14 protein-coding genes are annotated in these 21,696 nt (G+C 45.1%); 6 read left to right on the top strand and 8 right to left on the bottom strand.

The features are described 5' to 3' along the window. Nucleotide 1 precedes the first annotated feature (1 nt). The 5 genes from A6D97_RS17490 to A6D97_RS17470 form a co-directional block, all read right to left on the bottom strand. Complete coding sequence (locus tag A6D97_RS17490) at nucleotides 2-988, bottom strand: ABC transporter permease (protein ID WP_017059409.1); 987 nt, start codon at nucleotides 986-988, stop codon at nucleotides 2-4. A 169-nt stretch (nucleotides 989-1,157) separates the two neighbouring features. After that, a complete protein-coding gene (locus A6D97_RS17485) occupies nucleotides 1,158-2,840 on the bottom strand; it encodes an ABC transporter substrate-binding protein (RefSeq protein WP_017056650.1) in 1,683 nt (560 codons plus the stop codon). A gap of 711 nt (nucleotides 2,841-3,551) precedes the next feature. Then, on the bottom strand, nucleotides 3,552-6,941 hold the full coding sequence (locus A6D97_RS17480; protein ID WP_065584914.1) for a response regulator: 3,390 nt from the start codon (nucleotides 6,939-6,941) through the stop codon (nucleotides 3,552-3,554). Between the two features lie 216 nt (nucleotides 6,942-7,157). After that, nucleotides 7,158-8,180, bottom strand: a complete 1,023-nt coding sequence (rsmC, locus tag A6D97_RS17475) for a 16S rRNA (guanine(1207)-N(2))-methyltransferase RsmC (RefSeq protein ID WP_065584913.1) — start codon at nucleotides 8,178-8,180, stop codon at nucleotides 7,158-7,160. A gap of 110 nt (nucleotides 8,181-8,290) precedes the next feature. Next, nucleotides 8,291-9,376: an AI-2E family transporter gene (locus tag A6D97_RS17470; RefSeq protein ID WP_017059406.1), complete on the bottom strand. Its 1,086-nt coding sequence runs from the start codon at nucleotides 9,374-9,376 to the stop codon at nucleotides 8,291-8,293. A gap of 76 nt (nucleotides 9,377-9,452) precedes the next feature. Here A6D97_RS17470 and A6D97_RS22320 point away from each other — a divergent pair, with 76 nt between their 5' ends. Beyond that, the gene (locus tag A6D97_RS22320) at nucleotides 9,453-9,578 is read left to right on the top strand and encodes a hypothetical protein (protein ID WP_004734537.1); all 126 of its coding nucleotides are present in this window, start codon (nucleotides 9,453-9,455) and stop codon (nucleotides 9,576-9,578) included. 140 nt (nucleotides 9,579-9,718) lie between these two features. Here the strand turns inward: A6D97_RS22320 and hemL are convergent, their stop codons facing one another. Further along, nucleotides 9,719-11,014 carry a glutamate-1-semialdehyde 2,1-aminomutase gene (gene hemL, locus A6D97_RS17465; protein WP_010436060.1) on the bottom strand — a complete coding sequence of 432 codons (1,296 nt, stop codon included), beginning with the start codon at nucleotides 11,012-11,014 and terminating at the stop codon, nucleotides 9,719-9,721. Nucleotides 11,015-11,310: 296 nt separating this feature from the next. Between hemL and erpA the strand changes: the two genes are divergently transcribed. The 3 genes from erpA (at nucleotide 11,311) to A6D97_RS17450 (ending at nucleotide 16,151) form a co-directional block, all read left to right on the top strand. Then, entirely contained in the window at nucleotides 11,311-11,652 is a 342-nt protein-coding gene (gene erpA, locus A6D97_RS17460) for an iron-sulfur cluster insertion protein ErpA (protein ID WP_004734539.1), read from the top strand. Nucleotides 11,653-11,923: 271 nt separating this feature from the next. Continuing rightward, nucleotides 11,924-13,048 (top strand): efflux RND transporter periplasmic adaptor subunit, encoded by a 1,125-nt coding sequence (locus tag A6D97_RS17455; RefSeq protein ID WP_065584912.1) that lies wholly within the window; start codon nucleotides 11,924-11,926, stop codon nucleotides 13,046-13,048. Between the two features lie 10 nt (nucleotides 13,049-13,058). Next, a complete protein-coding gene (locus A6D97_RS17450; protein ID WP_017063268.1) occupies nucleotides 13,059-16,151 on the top strand; it encodes an efflux RND transporter permease subunit in 3,093 nt (1,030 codons plus the stop codon). Between the two features lie 84 nt (nucleotides 16,152-16,235). On the opposite strand, the gene A6D97_RS17445 is transcribed toward A6D97_RS17450, so the two are convergent. Beyond that, a complete protein-coding gene (locus A6D97_RS17445; protein ID WP_065584911.1) occupies nucleotides 16,236-17,525 on the bottom strand; it encodes a peptidoglycan DD-metalloendopeptidase family protein in 1,290 nt (429 codons plus the stop codon). A 129-nt stretch (nucleotides 17,526-17,654) separates the two neighbouring features. Here A6D97_RS17445 and tyrS point away from each other — a divergent pair, with 129 nt between their 5' ends. Together tyrS and A6D97_RS17435 are read left to right on the top strand one after the other, a co-directional pair. Continuing rightward, entirely contained in the window at nucleotides 17,655-18,842 is a 1,188-nt protein-coding gene (gene tyrS, locus A6D97_RS17440) for a tyrosine--tRNA ligase (RefSeq protein WP_017059402.1), read from the top strand. A gap of 381 nt (nucleotides 18,843-19,223) precedes the next feature. After that, entirely contained in the window at nucleotides 19,224-20,069 is an 846-nt protein-coding gene (locus A6D97_RS17435; protein ID WP_065584910.1) for a magnesium transporter, read from the top strand. A 125-nt stretch (nucleotides 20,070-20,194) separates the two neighbouring features. Here A6D97_RS17435 and dacB read toward each other — a convergent pair whose 3' ends face one another. Further along, nucleotides 20,195-21,628, bottom strand: a complete 1,434-nt coding sequence (dacB, locus tag A6D97_RS17430; RefSeq protein WP_065584909.1) for a serine-type D-Ala-D-Ala carboxypeptidase — start codon at nucleotides 21,626-21,628, stop codon at nucleotides 20,195-20,197. Nucleotides 21,629-21,696 lie beyond the last annotated feature (68 nt).

Raw genomic sequence — 21,696 nt, 5'->3', positions numbered from 1 at the left:
ATTATTTACCACCCTTACGAAGACGAGGGTCAAGAACAACGTAAAGCATGTCTGCAACTAGGTTAAAGAACAGCATGAATAGCGTCATGATAAGCAGCTGACCTTGCAGTACTTGGTAGTCACGAGCGTTAATTGCGTTGAAAAGTACGCTGCCAAGACCTGGGTAGTTAAAGATGATTTCGATAATTAACTGACCGCCGATTGCCATACCTAGCGACATTGACAGGGCTGTCACACTAGGTAGCATCGCGTTACGAGCTGCGTAGTTGAATACCACTCGGTTTTCGCTCAGGCCTTTGCCTTTCGCCATGGTGATGTAGTCTTCGGCTAATAGGTTGATCATGTTGTTACGCATGTTTACTAGGAAGCCACCAATTTGAACAACAGAAGCACAGAACAGTGGTAAGAAGGCGTGGTAAGCGACATCTTTAATGAATGCCCAGCTTGTCCAATCAGGTATAGTACCAGCGGTGTAGGCATACCCTGTTGGGAACCACTTCAAGCCAATTGCAAAGGTAAATAGTGCAATCATCGCGATAACAACTTGAGGAACGGCTTGTAGAATCAGCATCCCTGGCGTTACGAAGGCATCGTACTTACTGCCGCGTTTCCACGCTGCGAAAATACCTAGGATTGAACCAATCGAGAAAGAAAGAATAACTGCGGTGCCGGCTAAGAAAAGCGACCAACCGAATGCTCCACCCAACAGTGTGTTTACAGAAAGTGGGTAGAATTGAATTGATGTACCAAGTTCCCAGCTAAGAATGTTCTTCATGTACGCCACGTATTGAACTAAGTAGCCACCATCAACGAAGCCTAATAGTTCTTTCATTGCAGCAATACGCTCTGGAGTAACTTGTACAGAAGCGTTCGCAAACATCATGGTAACTGGGTCACCAGGCATTGCTCTTGGAATAATAAAGTTTAACGTCGCAGCAACTAATAGCGCGACAAAATAAAATGACAAACGTCTTAAAAAATAACCCATAACTCACACCTTACTCACCCAGATTGTTTCCCTGTTTCTGGATTCAGGTCGCTCCTAGCGAAATTTGGAACGAAAAATCCCCTGACGACTAGCGCCATACTTTCAATTGAGAGTGTGGGGATTTTTATAAGCGGCGTAAGAGGTTACGCCGCAAGGATTGAACGATTACTTATTTAACTGGTTTTAGGTCCAGTACATGAAGTAGACGCTCTGGAATACCAGCCCAAATGTTTGGACGGCCTTTTGGATTTTCTTCGTTCCACCAACCAGTGAAGCGAGTTGTGTTGTATTGGTACATGTAAGCACCAGACATCACAGGGATTGTCACTTGGTCTGCAGCGATGATTTGCTGGATACCGTGTGCAATGTCTAGCTGCTCGTTCTTATCAGCTGTTTTGTAGAAGCTGTTTAGAAGACCATCTAGCTTGTCGTTTTTGTAAAAGTGCATTGCGAAACGAGGCATACCATCACCAGATTGTAGTGATGAGTTGTAAGCACTGTTCCAGTACGTGTATGGATCCGCACCGTGGAAGTAGTTTGTGTATGCTACGTCGTATGTACCTTCAAGCATTGCTTGGTTGTAAACAGAGAAGTCAGGTGTACGAGCTTTTGCTTTAATACCGATTTCGTTTAGCTGTTCTACCGCTAGTTGAACTGTGTTGTTGAAGTCAGTCCAGCCGTTTGGCGATTGAATCATTAGTTCGAAAGACTTGCCTGATGGAGTGTCAACAAAACCATCTTTGTTTACATCTTTGAAGCCAGCGTCAGCAAGAAGCTTCTTCGCGCCTTCAGCGTTGTATGTGTTGAAGCCTTTGTACTTGTCATGAGTTTTTTCATCAGACCAAGCTTCAAACGCGTAGCCAAGACCCGATGCGAAATCGTTCACAGTACCGCCACCGTAGAATGCGATGTCGATGATAGTTTGACGGTCAAGAGCCATAGAGAAAGCACGACGGAAGTCAACGTTGCTCAATGCTTCATGCTTCGCAGCATCAGGGTGCTTGAAGTTAACGATGAATGCCTGTGTACCTGCTGGCGGGTACCAGTAGTGGTGTTTAGGGCTAGCTGCTGCGTATGTACGATCGATATCTGGAACGAAAGAAGACGTCCAGTCCATTTCACTGTTTACAACTTTACCTAGGAATTGGTCGTTGTTCGCAATTTGTGGAACACGTAGACAGTCAACATCTAGGTTGTCTGCATCCCAGTAGTTCGGGTTTGCACACTGGATGTATAGCTGCGCTGTAAACGTATCGATTTCTGTAAATGGACCAGAACCTACCGGGTTCTCATTGGTAAACGTTGATGGATCTTTAACGTCTTTCCAGATGTGCTTAGGTACTACAGGTACTTTAGCAATCTCGTAAGGTACGTTTGAGTTTGCTTCTGTTAGTGTGAACTTAACTTGGTTGTCGTTCAGTTTCTCTACAGAAGTTACCCAAGAGTTGATACCAGATTGGTCAAGCTCTGGCTTCTCTTTTACAAGGTTGAAAGAAAAAACAACATCATCAGCAGAGAAAGTTTCTCCGTCAGACCATTTAACACCCTTACGAATGTCGAAAACAACGCTCATCAGATCATCTGACATCTTGAAGTTTTCAGCTAGACGGAACACTGGAGTGTTACCGTGCATTTCGTTAAATACTACTAGCGGCTCATACATGAAGTCAGTTGTAGTATGTAGGTTAGTAGCACCAAGGTACGGGTTAAAGTTACGTACGAATGTAGTGTACTCTTTCGGGTGAACGGTCAGTTCACTGCGTTCTGCAGCGGTTGCTACTGATGCAAAACCTGTTGTAGCAGTTGCAATAATTGCTGTTGCTATTGCTGTTTTTTTTATATTGGCAAGCATAGCTGTTCCTTACTATTTGCTTTCATTTCACTAATGGATTGAATGTTATCTGTCGCTAAATTGTTTAGTAGATACACACTCTGGTTAAAGGCCTACCTCTTCTTCGTTGCTCCAGATTCATCGTTGATTCTGAGAAGTGGTAAGAGTGGCCTGTAGGCCTTTGGCAGGAGTAAGAAAACACCTTATCGATGAATTAATCAAACTCGTTTCCCGTCAAAAACGTTAAAAACACACAACCCCACGTCATTAACGTCAAAATAGGTTGCTTTGGTGGTTTTTCGTACGCAATTGTTAAAGTGATGTGACTCGCATTTGGTTTTGAGGTTCTTGCAGGTTGTAAGTGGCCACTAACTTTAAAGGCTTTTTATTATAATGCCTTACCCTACGTTGGTATAATTGTAGATCTCGGTCACTTGCCAGTTTTACGTTAAATTTCCCTAGAAAATTAAATCTGCCGTTCTGTTGTGACTCGCTTCTCAAACTGCAACAAAGAGTCAGATAACGGTCAGATATGATTGAGAATAGAACGAAAAGTACTGACGGTTACCAGCACGCACTGTGAGTAATTAGCGTGAATTCCCCCTTGTTTAAAGGCGTAAAAAAAGTGCGTTGCAAGCGTTGGGATTCTACTTTTTGTGATTATTAGGCGTACAAAAAAGCCCACGCTAGGTGGGCTCCATTATTCAAAGTATCGTGATGTTGGTTCAGGGATTAACTGGTCAGTAGTTTCTGAAGTTTATCTCTTAGCATCTCAATATGGGTTCTTTCTGGCGTCTGTTCTTTACAGTGTTCCAGTATGAATTCGATTGAGCTCAGTACCGTTCGCCAGCGAGGGGTTTTCGGTAGGGTTTCTACGCGTAGGTATTTGTCTAGCGTTCGAGTTTGCAGCGTACTGCGGTCTAAGTAGACGCGCCACAAGCCACTCTTCTCGGCGAAAGCAAACTTGGTTTCACCAGTCACCGATTCCCAGTAGATGATGGCATTCGTCATCGCATCGACCAGTACCTCACGCATTAACTCTTGCTTGTTTTTACCTTCACCGGTTGCCTTGTCAGCAAGACGAGTAAATTCTCCGCCAAGCTCTTTCAGCTGCTGTAACTTATCTTTGTCGCCTTCAAAGGCATAACTAGAGAGAGCCTCAACCGCCGTTTCAAGGTTATTGATTCGGTTTGAGTTAACACCACCACCTACATTAAAGATATACATGGTGTCGAGCCCTGAGCCTTCAGGCAGCTTAAGGATGTCACTTGGTATGCGCTGACGTGTGTCATCTATATAGATATCAATGTCACCGCAGTAGTGGGCTTGTTCTACCTTAAGGTATTTAGGTGCAATGATCTCGTCAGCCATTGAGCGTTTGAGTTGCTCCTGTCCGCGTCTGAATAGCTTCGCTGCGGCTTCGTTGGCAAAACGAATGCGTTGGTCATCGCGAATACAGATGATGGCTTCAGGTGCCGATTCTAGCTGCTCCAATAAGCGGCCTTGAGTTTCTAGCAAGTTAGCTTCAACCATCGCTCTATGTTTGAGTTCGAGTTGCAGTTGGTCGTTTTCAAGGCGTCTCTGTTCGGCTTTGCTTGCTGATAGATGCGCTGTAATTCGAGCCGCCAGTTCTTGTTTGTTGAACGGTTTAGACAAGTAGTCATTGGCACCCGCTTCGAAACCTCGAACACGGTCTTCTGCTTGGTTGAGTGCCGTTAGCATGATGATTGGCAACTGAGCATGGTCATATTGTTTACGCAGTGCTTCACAAACCTGATAGCCGCTCATTCCTGGCATCATTATGTCGAGCAGAAGCAGCTCTGGCTTCTCTTTCTCAATCAGTTCAATGGTTTCAGGGCCATCACATGCAGTACGTACTCGATAACCTTCTAACTTCAAGAAGCTGTCTAATACTCGCAGGTTAACCGGCTCATCATCGGCGATAACCAATAACGGGCCATCTGGGTTTTCACTGATAACACTGTTTTCTTGTTGGCTGTTATCAATTAAATCAGGCGCTTGGAAGTGAGAGTAGTGACCTGATTCGTTGTAACTGTCCAGCTCACCTTGAGTCGCTAGGGGCAGGGTAAAGCTAAACGTAGTGCCAAGCATTGGTTGGCTACTTACGTACAGTGAACCGCCCATTAGCTCGATCAACTGACGGCTGATCGATAGTCCAAGCCCTGCACCTTGGCGGTAGTTACTCGCATCTTGGCCTGCTTGAATCAATGGCTCAAAGATGTGCTCAAGGTACTCGGCCGGTATACCTTGGCCAGTATCGACAACTTGTACACGAATGTTGTCATCGATAACGCTGGCAGAGATAACAATTTTACCTTCTGAGGTGTACTTGATGGCATTGCCGACCAAGTTATACATCACTTGCTCAAGTCGTTGAGGATCCGATGAAACCAGACCTAAATCACTTGGGACTTGGTTAATAATACGGATTGGCTTATTGCCCAATAGGTGATGAGACAACTCTAGGACCAAGCTGGTGGCTGCCGACAAATCAACGGCTGATTTCTTAATATCTAAGCTGCCATAGCGCATCTTGTGATAATCAAGCAGATCATCAACCAAGGTCGCCAATCTCTGACCGCTATTGATGATGATATCCAACTGATATTTCTGATTAGCAGGAATAGGGCCGTTAGCTCCAGATATCAACGCTTCAGCGATACCCACCATGCCATGCAGTGGTGTTCTCAATTCATGTGAAGTAGTCGCTAAGAACTCATCTTTGAGTTTATTTGCCAGTTGTAACTCTTCGTTTTGCTTTTGAATGGTCTTAAGGTTGTCCTCAAGCTCATCGTTTTGGCTTTTGATGAGCTGCATTTTTTCACGAATAGATCGCTGCATTCTTTCGAAGCTCACCGCGAGTCGGCCTATCTCATCTTTGCGCTCGGTATTGATCATGGTTTCATCGAGATCACCCGCCGATACTTTTTCGGCAGCCCACGTCAGTTTAAGCAGTGGGGATGTGATGAAGTTAGACAGATAGTGCGATGCAACGACTACCAGAATGATCGCCGTTAGCATCACGATCACGAAGATCTTTTCTAACTGATGAATACGGGCAAACGCCTCTTTCTCTGGCAGCTCTACGACAAGAGCCCATGTTGCGTATTTCAGCTCAATTGGCGTATATGCCGCGATGATCGCTTGATCTAGGGTGTTGTCGAAGGTGCCAACCGCTGTTTCGCCAGCCAATGCTTTATCGACAACATCTAGGCTCAAGTTGATAGATTCTTGTGAATGAGCAAGGCTACGCGGCAGGTGATCATCACCTACAAGCAGCGTTTGAATATTCGAACTCTTGTTGAGATCCGCAATCAACTTAGTAATGCCGTTGATTGGTAGCCTAAACATCGCGTAACTGTGTAGGTAGCCTTGTTGAACGATAGGTGCGCCTAGCCATGCGATCTGTTTGCCATTCTCGTCTTTAAAGTCAGAAACGATAACCGGCGTGTAATCTTCGTTAGATTTGCGTCGGTCGGTTACGTCTTTGGCTAGTCGTTGAAAGGTAATACCTAGGTTGGAGTCCTTGTATTTTCCTGTCAGCAGATTGGTGCCGTAATCGTCATTTTTAAAGACGGAATAAGCGACGTTACCGTTGATATCAACTAAGAGAATATCGTCAAAATCAGAGCGTTTAAGCAGTTCTAGGTAAGCATTATGGTAGCGCTTGTGGAGCAGGCGATAACGCTCGCTGCCAATAAAGCTGCTGGATTCAGGGAGGATCGACGTTTTGATTTGATCGCCAGAGCCTTGAATATAGCGCTGCTGTGCATTACTGCGTGCCTCGTCAATATCTAACCCCAATCGTTGAAATGCATTGATCAAACCATAAAATCGCCCGCCACTGGCATTGGCCAATTCTGAGCGAACAAAGCCCATCACTTGGGATTCTTGAGCTTGTAGGTAATCGACAATTTGCTGCTGCTTAGTATCACGAACCGAAACAAGGTGTGAGGTGCTTTGTTCCTGGAGATCCTGACTGTGCGATTGGAGGAAAAATATCGCGATAAGTGTCACAGGGGTAATACTGAGGACAAGAAATGCCAGCATTAGGGTATTTTGAAGGCGCTTAAACTTCTGCTTACGATAGAATCTAAACATAAATTGGGTACTACTTTCCTTTGATGTACTGCTAAAAGGGGCGAAAACAAGTACAGAGAATAGAATTAACGGGTTCCAATTTAACGAAATTAACGAGTTTTTTTACTTTGACAAGTAAGTGGTATTTAAAGCGTGTGCAAAAGCTCATTTTTATAGAGTTTTGACAAAAATATGAACAGACAGCGCAGATAATGACCCTGCGCTGTGCTAGAGAGGTTATTTGTTTGCGTGATAGATCGCGAATTTAGTGGTCTTATTTAGAGTCGCGCATTTTCCAAACGCTTGTTCAATAATTGGAATGTATTTTAAGAAACTATTCGCAACAATAATCATCTCACCAGAACGCTTCAAATGCTTAGGAGCCTGAGAAAGTAAGGTCTCAGTCGCGCTGTAGCTAGTGTCTAAACCTGAATGGAATGGTGGGTTACTGATGATGAACTGATAGTCTTCTGCAGTATCAGAATAGACATCGGATGCGAAGACTTTACCCGTTAAACCATTCGCTTCTAGCGTTGCTTGGCTTGATGCCACGGCAAATGCACTGATGTCGCACATTTCTAGCTCGATATCTGGGTTACGAGATGCCATCATCGCGCCCAATACGCCTGCACCACAGCCAAAATCCAGTACCTTGCCTTTTAGTTTTGGCAGAGTATCCAACAGAAGTTGGCTACCGACATCGAATTGACCGTGACTGAAGACGCCAGGAAGGCTTTTTACCGTAAGTGATTGCTCACCAATGTTAACCGTGTAGGTCTTAAACCAGTCTTGCAGGTTGAACGCTTGTGGTTGCTCGAAGCATTGACCCCAGTAGAAAGAGCAACGACGCGCTGAATCGTATTTAACAACTTTGCCGTAAGGAGCAAACATCTTCTCGATGCTTTTCACGCCTGAACGGTTTTCACCAACCACGACGATCTCGGTATCTTTGCCTAGCTTGGCAAATAGCATCGCCAACAAAAATTCCGCTTCCGCTTTGGCTTTTGGCCAGTACAACATCACTAAGTCGGCTTTGGTCTCTTCGGTAAACTCCGCACCATAAAAACGTTGGATGGTGTTGTAGCCTTCTAATTGACGGTAGTAGCTGTAATTAGAAGTAAACACAGAGACAGATTCACAATGCTTCGCTAACTCAACAGGGAACAAGTCTTCTGCCTCACCGGCAACTAAAACATGTTTGCCTTCAAAGTAGGCGAGTTGGCGTTGAGCAATCTGGCTTGGTGCAATATAAGCTGACATAGGACACTCTGTTGAATCGTTAGCAAAAAATGAGGGCGGATTTTCGCATAATCCGCCCAAAGCTTGAAGTGTTTAATACGGGTTCGCCAATCAAGTTGACGTCAAGTTCGTTAACTCTTGTCTTGCTGGTTTAAAAAGTCCTTAAACTCTTCATCGTAGATGTTGAATAGGACAATGGTAATCGCAAAAATCAATGGTCCGTAGATAAGACCAATTAGGCCAAACAGTTGAATACCACCCAATAGTGAGAAGAAGATCATCAGGGTATTCATGCCTGCACTGCCTTGCATTAGCAGCGGACGCAGAAGGTTATCAATTGAACCAACAATCGCTACACAGTAAACCGTTAGGAAAATCGCCCACGTGGTATCACCAGTTAGGAACAAGTAGGTTGCTGCTGGAATCCAGATTAATGCGGTACCCACAACTGGGATGAAAGAGGCAAAGCCCATCATAGTACCCCAGAATAGACCTGGGAAACCGGCAATCCACATACCTAAACCGCCGGCAAAACCTTGCGCGATTGCGGTTAAGAATGAGCCCATTACTGCTGATTTAGATACTTGTTCTATCTCTGTTAGAAGTTTGTCTTCTTGGCTACGAGACAGCGGCAGAATATGACGAACCACACTGATGATTTTGTCGTGATCTCTTAATAAGAAGAACAAAACGAACAGCATCAAGAAGAAATCCATCAAGAAATTGGTCGCGTCACCTAAGATTTTGGCACTGATACCAACTAGCTTAGAACCAAAGCTTGTCGCAAACTCACCGACTTTTTGTGCGATGGCTTGGGGCTCAATATTGTCGAAAGGCAGGTAGTTATTCACAAATGACAGCGCTTTGACCACTAACGGATGAGCAAACAGAGTCTGAATGCCACCGTGGGTCACCCATTGGTAAGTATTCTGAGAGAACAGAGAACCTTGCTGAACAATTGCTGCGAATACTGCCAATAAAGGGATAACAATAATGAAGGTCAGTATGATACAAGACAGCAGAGAGACGATGTTTTCTTTATTCGGGAGCTTTTTTTCAAGCCACTCATGGATTGGGAACATCAATAGTGAAATGATAAAGGCCATCACGATAGAGTTAACGTATGGCTCGATAAGCAAGTAACAAGCATAAGCCGCCGCGAGTAGGGCAATGATGATCACCCAGTGGCTGGAATTGATTTTGAGTTTTTCTGACACGGTAATGGTCTCTATATTTGCGTTCTGAGTTTATAATGGCTGCAAAACAGAGAGTTAGCAATGAGGAGTTTTGATAATGGGATGCTGTAATAAAGATAAGAAATGCCAAGACGAAGAACAGCAAACAAAAAAAGAGATCCCTTGGTTCAGAATGTTCCTTGGTACCTTGATGTTGTTGGTTTTCCTTTTCTGGGAACGTTAATGCTTTTGGTTCAGCTTTAGCCTTAGTCGACGGCTAAATAAGCTGTCATATTTGTGGCTGGTGAGCGCGATATATAAAAAAGGGCTGCATTTAATGCAGCCCTAAATTCAATCGGTTAGCGACTTATAAAGTGCTTTCGATTATTTGCTTTCAGCAGCAATGATCGCAAGAGAGCGGTCAGCAGCTTCTAGTGTTGCATCAAGTTCTTTTGAACCATGAGCAAGAGAAGTAAAGCTTGCTTCGAATGCTGAAGGTGCAAGGTAAACACCGTGATCTAACATTAGGTGGAAGAAGCGTTTGAAGCGTTCTACATCACACTTAGTTACATCTTCGTAGCACGTCACAGTTTCTTGGTCAGTGAAGAAGAAACCAAACATACCGCCAACTTGATGAACTAGCATCGGGATGCCGTGCTTGTCAGCAAGTTGCTTGAAGCCTTTTGCCAACTGCTTAGTTTTTGAAGCTAGACGCTTTTCGTTGCCTTCTTCTCGTAGAAGGTTCAAACATGCGTAGCCAGCAGCCATTGCAACAGGGTTACCTGAAAGCGTACCCGCTTGGTAAACAGGGCCAGTTGGTGCGATGTATTGCATCACGTCTTTACGACCACCGAAAGCACCGACAGGCATGCCGCCGCCAATCACTTTACCAAGACACGTTAGGTCTGGCTTGATGTTGTAGTAAGCCTGAGCACAACCTTCAGCAACGCGGAAACCTGTCATTACTTCATCAAAGATTAGCAATGCACCTTCTTGATCACAGATTTCACGTAGACCTTCGTGGAAGCCTTCTACAGGAGGGATACAGTTCATGTTACCCGCTACTGGCTCAACGATGATACAAGCGATCTCGCCTTTGTTTGCTGCGAAGATTTCACGTACTGAATCTAGATTGTTGAAGGTTGCTGTTAGCGTTAGTTTCGCAAAATCAGCCGGTACGCCTGGAGAGCTTGGTTGACCTAAAGTCAGTGCGCCAGAACCAGCTTTTACAAGTAGGCTGTCTGCGTGGCCGTGGTAGCAGCCTTCAAACTTAAGAATTTTGTCACGACCAGTGAAGCCACGAGCTAGACGAATCGCGCTCATTGTTGCTTCTGTACCTGAGCTCACCATACGTAGCTGTTCCATTGATGGAACCATCTCAGATACCAGTTCAGCCATTTTGATTTCAGTTTCGGTTGGAGCACCGAAGCTAAGGCCGCGTTGAGCTGCTGCAATAACTGCGTCACGAATAACCGCGTGGTTGTGACCAAGGATCATTGGACCCCAAGAGCCAACGTAATCGATATACGCTTTACCATCAGCATCAAAAATAAGTGGGCCATCAGCGCGTTCAACGAAGATTGGAGAACCACCTACGCCATTGAATGCACGAACTGGAGAGTTTACGCCACCAGGAATGGTTTGCTGTGCTTTTTCGTACAGCTCTGCTGATTTGGTCATTGATATATCCTCTTTTGACTGTCGGACCAATTGGCACGCATTGTACCTATCCCTAATCCAACTAGGAATGCTTTCGCCCAGATAATCACCCGAATCTGGTTGTTTTGTGTGGTTACACGTTTTAATTGTTAGATATTGGCGAGTTTACAGCAGTAAAAGGACCGATCCTGTGGTGAATACTTGAACGTTTCAGTCAGGTATTAGATAATCACCGGAATATAAGAAAATACTCAACAACTATGGTCTCGAATTAGATTTGTATCATGTTGTTTTTGACACAGGTAAGAGAGGTTGTCGTGAGCGAAGTAAATATCCCATTGTCTTTTTCTGATGCAGCAGCTACCCGCGTACAAACGCTAATTGCTGAAGAAGAAAACCCAGAACTAAAACTGCGTGTATACATTACAGGTGGTGGTTGTAGCGGTTTCCAATACGGCTTCACATTTGATGAAAAAGTAAATGATGGCGACACTACAATTGTAAACAGCGGTGTAACGCTGGTTGTTGATCCAATGAGCCTACAATACCTAATGGGCGGCATGGTTGATTACACTGAAGGCCTAGAAGGCGCACGCTTCTTTGTGAACAACCCGAACGCTACAACAACATGTGGTTGTGGCGCATCATTCAGCGTATAGCATGAGTTGAAAATAGCTTGAGCTCAAAGCTGTATTAGATACATTTCAAACGCCGAACTTATGTTCGGCGTTTTTGTTTTTACTTAGTAACTTATTACTTTTCAAAGCATTCCTCTCATTTTTAGTACACGGCATATTTTTTAAACTGTCGATAGCGTCCAACTTCGTTGAGGATTGGTCTGTTAAGGTTACCTTTGTGCATAAGGAAGTTGCACATCACGCTATTAAGCCAACTAGCGCGCCTGAATGACATCGGACAAAAGGATTTGTTATGCCCACTCTATTTTCTAACTCACCACTTTTTCAGAAATTGAAGCAGCCGTGGCTGGTTTCTCTGACTCTAGTCGTGTTGTTGTCGATCTGGCTTGGTTTAGGCGTAGGGCAAGCAGAAGAGTCGCCTGAGAAAAAAGCAACAGAAATTCCGCTGGCTAAGGTTTCCTTTCAAACCTTCACCTCATCACCGACCTTTAAAACGATTGATCTCTATGGAAGAACGGCGCCCGATAGGCATGCTCGTCTAGGTGCAGAAGTCGCGGGTAAGATTGTCAGATTGAATGTTGTTAAGGGGGGGATGGTTAAAGCAGGACAAGCCATTGCCCAGATAGATAAGGGTGATTTAGAGATTCAACTAGAGCGAGCATCTGCGTTATATCGCTTGAAGCAGAAAGAGTTCAAAGCGGCGCAGTCACTGAAGAAAAGAGGACTGCAAGGTGAAATCGCCTACACCACAGCTGAGGCTTCATTAACAGAAGCAAAAGCCATGATGCGCAATGCGGAATTGGCTTTAAAGAATACTGTCATTACTTCGCCTTTTTCGGGTGTGGTTCAAGATTTGATGGTGGAGCTCGGTGATTTCGTTAGTGTTGGCGATCCTGTTGCTGGCGTGATTGACCTCGATCCTTTGGTTATTGAGGCGGATGTCAGTGAGCGTCATATCCAACATTTGCTAGTCAATCAATCTGCTTTGGTTCGTTTGTTAGGGCGAGAAGAAGCGGAAGGCCGTTTACGCTATGTTTCTCGTATCTCTTCTGCTGCTACTAATACCTTCCCAATCGAGATAGAAATCGATAACTCTAAAGGCCTATTACCAGCAGGTGTCAGTGCCGAAGTTAAACTCAACCTAGAAACAAGAGATGCAATAAAGATAACACCGGCGATGCTAGCATTGGATGAGGCGGGTAACCTAGGGGTCAAAACCTTGGTTTCAGTCGATGACTCACCAACGGTGAAGTTTGTAGGCATTCAGCTAGTAAAGGCCGAACAAGATGGAGTTTGGCTCACAGGACTTGGACAACGCGTCGATATCATCACAGTAGGCCAAGGGTTTGTGCGTGATGGTGATTCGGTGATTGCTGTTGAGCAAGTCGCTGAACTCTTTAACGTAACCGCAGAGTAGGAGATAACCGATGTATTCAATTATTGATGCAGCCTTGTCTCGTGCTCGAACAATGCTCTCCCTTTTAGCGTTAATCCTTGTAGCCGGTGTCGTCACCTATATCACGATACCTAAGGAATCGAGCCCAGACATTACCATCCCAATTATCTATGTTTCGGTCGGGCACCAAGGGATCTCGCCAACGGATGCAGAACGTTTATTGGTTCGACCTATTGAGCAAGAGCTGAGGTCGATTGAAGGCGTAAAAGAGATGACAGCAACCGCAGCAGAAGGGCATGCCTCTGTTGTGTTGGAGTTTAATGTTGGCGTCGATCTCACCAAAGCAATGGCCGATGTGCGTGACGCGGTTGATCTGGCTAAACCAAAACTACCAGAAGACAGTGACGAACCGACCGTAAATGAGGTGACGCTGGCTTCTGAGCAACCTGTTTTGTCTGTTGTGCTATTCGGTACCGTTCCTGAGCGCACCATAGTGCAAATTGCCCGAGAGCTTGGAGACAAATTAGAAAGCTATCGCCAAATCCTTGAAGTCGATATTGCGGGCGATCGCGCTGACATCGTCGAGATCATTGTCGATCCGTTATTGATGGAGAGCTACAGCTTAGATCAAGCGGATATCTATAATCTGATCGCTCTGAACAATCGAGTGGTGGCCGCAGGTTTTGTTGATACTGGCTACGGACGTTTTTCTGTCAAAGTCCCTTCGGTATTTAACTCCTTAAAAGACGTGCTTGAGTTGCCTATTAAAGTGGATGGCAAGCAGGTGGTCACTTTTGGCGATGTCGCTACGGTTCGTCGAGCGTTTCGAGATCCTGAAAGTTTTGCTCGTTTAGATGGCAAATCTGCGGTGGTGTTGGATATCAAGAAGCGTGCAGGTGAGAACATCATCGAAACCGTTGAGCTAGTCAAAGCGGTAATGGCTGGTGCTCAGCAGCAAGCGGAATGGCCAAATAACCTGTTGGTCAAATACACCTGGGATGAATCTAAAGATGTGAAGATCATGCTTAATGATCTGCAAAACAATATCTTATCCGCCATTATTCTGGTGGTGATCGTTATCATCGCCATTCTTGGTGTGCGTACCGCTTTGTTAGTGGGTATTTCAATCCCAGGCTCCTTTCTTACCGGGCTGCTAGTACTGTCTGTGTTTGGCCTAACCGTCAACATCGTAGTGCTGTTCTCTTTGATCATGGCGGTGGGTATGTTGGTTGATGGCGCCATTGTGGTGACCGAGTTTGCCGACAGGCGAATGCAAGAGGGTGAAGGGCGCAAAGCCGCTTACCGAGATGCTGCGAAACGGATGGCGTGGCCAATAACCGCATCCACAGCCACAACCTTAGCCGCATTTGCTCCGTTACTGTTTTGGCCTGATGTGACGGGCGAATTTATGAAGTTCTTACCACTAACTCTGATCGCGACTTTAACTGCATCATTGATCATGGCGTTGTTGTTTGTGCCCGTGCTGGGCGGTTTGATTGGCAAACCTCAATACGTATCGTCTAAAAGCCAAGCTCGAATGGTCGCACTGCATAATGGTGACTTTTCACAGGCTACTGGTTTAACCAAGGCTTACTACCACACGCTTTCTTTAGCGATTAAACACCCCTTTAAGATTTTGTTCAGTGCGGCACTGCTCGCGGTTGCAGTTGGTTTTACTTATTCAAAAGCGGGTCTAGGTGCAGAGTTCTTCCCAGAAGTTGATCCGCCATTCTTTAATGTCAAAGTTCGCTCGCATGGGGATCTGTCTATCCAAGAAAAGGATGACATCATGCGTGATATTGAACTGATGATGCTCAATCATGATGAGTTCGATACCGTTTACACGCGTACTGGTGGTGACGACCAGATTGGTTTGATCTCAATTACGCCTGTTGACTGGCAATATCGACGCAGCGTTAAGGCGATTATTGATGAGTTGAAGGTACAAACCGATCAATACGCTGGTGTTGAGATTGAATATAAGTTCCCTGATGCTGGGCCTCCGGTTGAAAATGACTTAGTGATTGAGCTGTCGGCAAGAACTCCAGAGCAGCTCAATCAGGCTGCAAAAATTGTGAGAGGTTGGGCTGATGGAAATAAAGCACTGACCAATATCAGCGATACTGCGAGTAAAGATGGCATCGATTGGAAGGTGGATATTCGCCGCGACGATGCTGCGCGCTTTGCAGCTGATGCGACCTTAGTGGGTAATACCGTTCAATTCGTGACTAATGGTCTCAAGATTGGTGATTATCTGCCCGATGACTCTTCAGAAGAGGTCGATATCTTGGTGCGCTACCCTAATGATAAGCGTGATATCGGGCGCTTCGACCAGCTTAGGGTGAAAACGCCAGCAGGTTTAGTACCTATTACTAATTTCGCTCAGATCGTTCCCGACCATAAGCAAGACACCATTAAACGCCTTGATGGCAAGCGTGTGGTGAACATCATGGCGGATATGGAAGAAGGGTATAACCTTGCTCTCGAACTACCAAAGATCGAACAAGCATTGAGTGAGCTAGGGCTGCCGAGTAGCGTGGAATTTCGCATCCGTGGTCAAAACGAAGAACAAGAAAACTCGTCAGCCTTTTTACAAAGTGCTTTCTTGGTTGCTTTGGCGGTAATGGCTTTGATTCTGATTACTCAGTTCAATAGCTTCTATCAAGCGTTTTTGATTCTGAGTGCGGTGCTGTTCTCAACGGTTGGCGTGTTCGTTGGCTTACTGATCTTCCAACGTCCGTTTGGCATCGTGATGTCGGGAATTGGGGTAATAGCGCTCGCCGGCATAGTCGTGAACAACAACATCGTGTTGATTGATACTTATAATCAGCTCATCAAAAGAGGCTTGGACAAGCGAGATGCGATTCTAAGAACCGGTGTTCAGCGTTTAAGGCCAGTAATGCTCACGACGGTTACGACTATCTTAGGTTTAATGCCGATGGTGTTAGAGATGAACATCGACCTGATTAATCAAAAGATAGAGTTTGGCGCGCCAAGTACACAATGGTGGTCACAGCTTGCGACCGCTATTGCTGGTGGTTTGGCGTTTGCCACGGTGCTGACTTTAGTATTAACCCCTTGTTTGTTAATGCTTGGACGGAACAACAAACCTGAAAAACAGTAGCTAGTTGTGGTATGTGAGCATAAAAAAGAGCGCCTTGATGGGCGCTCTTTGCATTTTTCTATTTTGCAGTGAAGCTACAAACGCCTAGTTAGTCGCTAGTAACTGACCGTATCGCTCAAGGTTTCTTAATCGAATCTCTGAGTTGGCAATAAAGGTTGCTTTTGCTTTACCAGTTAACGACTTGGATTGAGGCAATTTCACGGTACGCGCATTTTTATGTACGCCATTAACCAAGAATTCATAATGTAAGTGCGGGCCAGTCACACGGCCTGTACCGCCCAAAGTACCAATGGTTTGGCCTTGTTTTACGCGCTGACCGGTTTTCACCATACGTCGCTTCATGTGCAGGTACTTGGTGATGTAGGTGTTGCTGTGGCGGATGAACACGTAGTTACCATTGAATTGGTTGTAACCTGACTTCTGAACAATACCGTCACCGGCTGCCCAGATAGGCGTGCCAACAGGGGCTGCGTAGTCAGTACCGCGGTGAGCTCGAATCTTACCGGTTACTGGGTGTCTCCTGGTAGGGTTAAAGTTCGATGTTACGCGACGAAAATCAATTGGTGAGCGCAAGAACGCCTTCTTCATCGCACGACCATTTTCATCGAAGTAGTTGCCGCTTTTATCATCCAATACCGCGGTAAATGAATCGCCTTGGTTTTTGAATACGGCTGCCATGATCTTACCGCGACCAACTACTTCACCTTCAACCACTTTCTCTTGGTATAAGATTTTGAAGCTGTCGTTCTTACGAATATCTAACGCAAAGTCGATATCCCAACCGAAGATGCCCGCCAGTTCCATAATTTGGTTTGCGGTTAAACCTGCGCTGACGCCAGCGTTCCAGAAGTTAGAGGTGATGTTGGCTTCGGCATAATTGTATTGGTATACCACTTCTTTTTTGTCGAAACTTGATGAGAAAGAATCGCCAGATTTAGTGATCTTGAAGCTTTCAAACGCACTAAGTTGTCGTTTTAACTGAATAAGGTCGTTGTTTTCATCAAAGCCGAACTGCAAGACATCACCAGGTCTTAGGTTAGACAGCTGCTTCTTAATATCATTATTGGTATTGAGTAGCGTGATCAGCAGACGGTATGAGAGGCCAATACGTTCAAATAAAACAGAGGTGCTTTCGCCAGAGCGAACGGTGTATTTCTCCCAATTGAGCACTGCCGTCGGTGGAGCGTCACTTGAGCTAATAAGTGCAGAGGCATTGATAGTCAGTGGGTAATGTTTTCCCACAACTAAAGCGCCCGAATCGTCACGCAAACTGTTGACGTCGGGGAGTAAGAAAATCGCGACGAAAATTATGGCACTAAAAAATGCGATAAAAGCCCGGTGCAAAATAGGAAGGCGTGCAAAAATAGACAACATGTTCCGGTTCGTTCTGTAAATATTATGAAAATCGACGACGGAATAGTGTAACTGGTTTCAAAATACATCGCTATTCAAGTAAGATGTCTAATTAATGTATTTTTGCCAAATCTGTGGGAGTGAACAAGAATGGCGAGTATTGAAGCTGCACTAGCCGAGATCAAACGTGGCGTAGAAGAACTGATTCCAGAAGACGAACTGATTGCAAAACTAAAAGAAGGTCGTCCTTTACGCATTAAGCTGGGTGCCGATCCAACAGCTCCAGATATCCACCTAGGCCATACGGTTATCTTTAACAAGCTTCGTGCTTTCCAAGAGCTTGGTCATGAAGTGACATTCCTTATCGGTGATTTCACTGCAATGGTTGGTGACCCATCAGGTAAAAACTCAACACGTCCACCGCTAAGCCGCGAAGACGTATTGAAGAATGCTGAAACTTACAAAGAGCAAGTATTCAAGATTCTAGATCCTGCGAAGACGCAAATTCGTTTCAACTCTGAATGGCTATCTGAGCTTGGCGCTGAAGGCATGATTCGTCTTGCTTCTAACCAAACTGTTGCTCGTATGCTTGAGCGTGATGACTTCAAAAAGCGTTACGCTGGTGGTCAACCGATCGCAATCCACGAATTCATGTACCCACTTCTACAAGGTCACGACTCTGTTGCACTAGAGAGCGACGTTGAGCTTGGCGGTACTGACCAGAAGTTTAACCTTCTAATGGGTCGTGAACTGCAAAAAGCAGCAGGTCAAAAACCACAAGCGGTACTAATGATGCCACTACTTGTTGGTCTAGACGGTGTTAAGAAGATGTCTAAGTCTGCGCATAACTACATCGGTATTAGCGAAGCACCAAGCGAGATGTTTGGTAAGATCATGTCTATCTCTGACGATCTAATGTGGAGCTACTACGAGCTGCTGTCTTTCCGTCCTCTTGAAGAAGTTGCGGAACTGAAAGCTGGCGTTGATGCAGGTAAGAACCCGCGTGACGTTAAAGTGCTTCTTGCTAAAGAGATCATCGCTCGTTTCCACAGTGAAGCAGATGCTGAAGCCGCTGAGCAAGAGTTCGTTAACCGTTTTGCTAAGAACCAAGTTCCTGATGAAATGCCGGAGTTTGAATTCGAAGCAGGCCTGCCAATTGCGAACGTTCTAAAAGAAGCGGGTCTTGTAAACTCGACTTCTGATGCGATGCGTATGATCAAGCAAGGCGCTGCTAAGCTTGAAGGCGAGAAGATTGAAGACAGCAAATTCGTGCCTGAAGCAGGTACTGCCGTTTACCAAGTAGGTAAGCGTAAGTTTGCTCGTATTACTATTAAGTAATAATGCACATCAATAATTGAACCAAAGGCATCCACGGATGCCTTTTTTATTGACTTAAAATTGACGAAACTTTGAAACGCCTATTGCTACACTATGCGCGCTGTCAAATTGACAGTAATTCTGGAGATTTTTATGAACAATACCGACCATCCTCCTAGTTTGAATGGAGAAGAATGACCTGTCTCGGTATTGATCTATTGTCCTGCCGTTCAGGTAGGGTATCTTTGTTTTCCCCCGCATTCTTTTCCACACACTAGATTCTAACAAGTAGACACATCAGTAGCTTTCAGCTCTTGGTGCGCTTAGCTGTACGCTCTTGGTGTATTAGCTATAGGCTATTTGTTTTGATGGTCGTTACCTTTGCCAATCGGGAGATTCGCCATGACGGTAATGAACAACACTTTTTTATCTATTGAAGCTCTGTACTCAGAGCAAGACATCCAAGCTGTATCGAATGCATTTCAGCAATACGGGCGTGAGCAGCAAGTTAGGCTTCTCAACTGTATGCCGCTTGAAGATGCAGTACTTGTATTAGGGCAATGCTCTCTAAGTACGATTCAAGCTCTACTTAGTGAGTTAGAGGAGCAAGGCTTTGAGAAGCGCTCTCGACATCTAGCTCACCAACTAGGGCTGATCTACTCTGAGGTAGAACCTCAACAGGGTTACCTTTCGACTGGCGTCATGAGCCACGTCAGGCAGCGTATCGGTTGGATTATTGCGTTAGCACTATTGGGAATCGTCTCAGGGCTTATCATTGCTCAGTATGAAGACATTCTCAGTCAGTTGGTACTTTTGGCAATCTACATGCCGGTAATTGCTGCTGCTGGTGGTAACACCGGAACACAAGCAGCGACTTTGGTGATCCGAGCCTTAGCCACAGGTGAGTTGAAAAAACGCCAATGGGCTAACGTTCTATGGAAAGAGTTTAGAGTTGCTATTTGTTTAGCTTTAGCGATTGCTGTAGTGATGATTGGACGTATTTTGCTCTTTAGTGAAAACCAAGCGACAGATGGTTATGATATCAACATGATTGCCTTTGCTATCGCTGTTGCTCTGTTTATTCAGGTGACAATATCGACGGTTCTTGGCGGCGGGTTGCCTATCGTGGCTCGTTTGTTCAAGTTGGACCCTGCAGTGCTAGTGAGCCCAGTGCTTGCTTCCATAGTTGATATCTCAGGAATGTGGATCTACTTCACTGTGGTTAACTCATTCCTCGGTATCGCTTAGCTCCTATAAAAATAGGCACCTATAAAAATAGCTAAATACATCTGAGAAACAAAAATGGCGCTGCAGATTGAAGGTCTTCAGCGCCATTTTTATTGTTTGAGTAGAAGTTTACACAGAGCCAAACATTACTTCGATTTGCTTTGTGTTTGACTGAACTCAACTACATCTTTGTAGAAAGCACGCTCAAACTGGGTGATTGGAGCCTCTACCGGTCTGTCTGGATCTTGCTCTTCAGGGAAGTAATCACGAATAAACTGCACAAACAAAGAGTTTGGTTTCCCGGACTCATCTAAACCATATCCCGCCATGTTGTACGTTCCGTACAAAGAACCACTTTTGGCTGTGATGTTGCCCTGAATCGGTGCTTTTCTCATGCTTGGACGGTACTTGAGCGTTCCATTTACACCTGATGTAGGCATAGCCTCAATTAGGTTGAGCTGTTGATCGTTTTCCCAGATATAACGAAGCACTTGAGCCATGGTCTGTGACCTCATTCGGTTATTTCTAGATAGCCCTGAACCATCGACGAGCTGCGCTTTACTGAGGTCAATATTAGCCTTGGTCAGCAATATCTGCTTTATCGCTTCAGTACCGTTATTGAAACTGCCTGGTTGAACATAAAATGTGGCTCCTAGCGTTTTAGTTAGATTATCTGCGATAAGGTTATCCGACTTCTTGAGCATGATATCGAGCAGTTCAGGAAGCTTTTCTGAGTTGTGACTAGCGACTAACGTGGTTTTGTCTGCTTTCTCTTTTTTACCAATAATCACATCACCTTTTACTTCTATTTTCAGTTCTTTGAGAAGCGATGCAACAACTTGATAGGTGTAAAGTTCTGGATTTTGAATGGCGAACTTAAGTGGCAGTGGCTTTTTACGCTCAACCAAGCAACCAGAGAGCTTGTAAGCGTTATCTGGTGTGGTGATGAGCTCCAAGTCGCATTGTGTTGCCTTCTGCCCAGAGCGAGTTACCGTGGCAGCGGTGGTCGTCACGTCTATCGGATAGTGAGCGGGAATATAAACGCGTGTCGCACCATTATCTTTTGTATAAATAGAGGCTTGTGCACAGTTGCTGTCTAAGGTCATTGCACTAGAGGGCGCGCTGTAACAAACGCCTAGAATGTCCCAAGGCCACCCCACCGCTCGCTGATAGCCGGTATAAGCTGTGTTATCCAGGTATAAGTTGCCCTTGATGGTTCTGGATTGAGATTTTGCGTATTGAGATAAAAGGCTTTTTAGGTGCTGTCGTTTTAGCGTTGGGTCACCGCTGAATGAGAGCACAACATCTTCATTAGAACGAGCTATGTCGGTCGTGTAGTGAAAGTCATCCCCCAGTTCCAACTTAGCCGCCAAAGCCGTAACCAGTTTTAAAGTACTGGCGGGTGGGTAGAAGCCATCACTGTTGGAATTCATTTTGTATGAATCGCCTCTCAGGGATTCCAAAATTACACTGGTGCTACTGCCATCAGGCAATTTATCTAGAGGGGGGTAAGCGAAAGCGTTAACTGAGAAAGCGCTAATGGAAAAACTACATACAAGTAGTGTGGATAGAAGGCGCATAGAAGATTTCTTGGGTGGCTGATGTTTTCAAGTATACAGATATAAAAAACGCCCGCTAGATAGGGTAC

Origin of the sequence: Vibrio sp. ZF57 (assembly GCF_001691235.1) — a bacterium.
Lineage (GTDB): Bacteria > Pseudomonadota > Gammaproteobacteria > Enterobacterales > Vibrionaceae > Vibrio > Vibrio crassostreae_C.
This window is presented reverse-complemented; position numbering and strand designations above follow the sequence as displayed.

Bases quoted from the DNA above. Each gene is read 5' to 3' on its own strand.
- A6D97_RS17490 (WP_017059409.1), bottom strand. From the start codon at position 988: ATGGGTTATTTTTTAAGACGTTTGTCATTTTATTTTGTCGCGCTATTA.
- A6D97_RS17485 (WP_017056650.1), bottom strand. From the start codon at position 2,840: ATGCTTGCCAATATAAAAAAAACAGCAATAGCAACAGCAATTATTGCA.
- A6D97_RS17480 (WP_065584914.1), bottom strand. From the start codon at position 6,941: ATGTTTAGATTCTATCGTAAGCAGAAGTTTAAGCGCCTTCAAAATACC.
- rsmC (WP_065584913.1), bottom strand. From the start codon at position 8,180: ATGTCAGCTTATATTGCACCAAGCCAGATTGCTCAACGCCAACTCGCC.
- A6D97_RS22320 (WP_004734537.1), top strand. From the start codon at position 9,453: ATGGGATGCTGTAATAAAGATAAGAAATGCCAAGACGAAGAACAGCAA.
- hemL (WP_010436060.1), bottom strand. From the start codon at position 11,014: ATGACCAAATCAGCAGAGCTGTACGAAAAAGCACAGCAAACCATTCCT.
- A6D97_RS17455 (WP_065584912.1), top strand. From the start codon at position 11,924: ATGCCCACTCTATTTTCTAACTCACCACTTTTTCAGAAATTGAAGCAG.
- A6D97_RS17450 (WP_017063268.1), top strand. From the start codon at position 13,059: ATGTATTCAATTATTGATGCAGCCTTGTCTCGTGCTCGAACAATGCTC.
- A6D97_RS17445 (WP_065584911.1), bottom strand. From the start codon at position 17,525: ATGTTGTCTATTTTTGCACGCCTTCCTATTTTGCACCGGGCTTTTATC.
- tyrS (WP_017059402.1), top strand. From the start codon at position 17,655: ATGGCGAGTATTGAAGCTGCACTAGCCGAGATCAAACGTGGCGTAGAA.
- A6D97_RS17435 (WP_065584910.1), top strand. From the start codon at position 19,224: ATGACGGTAATGAACAACACTTTTTTATCTATTGAAGCTCTGTACTCA.
- dacB (WP_065584909.1), bottom strand. From the start codon at position 21,628: ATGCGCCTTCTATCCACACTACTTGTATGTAGTTTTTCCATTAGCGCT.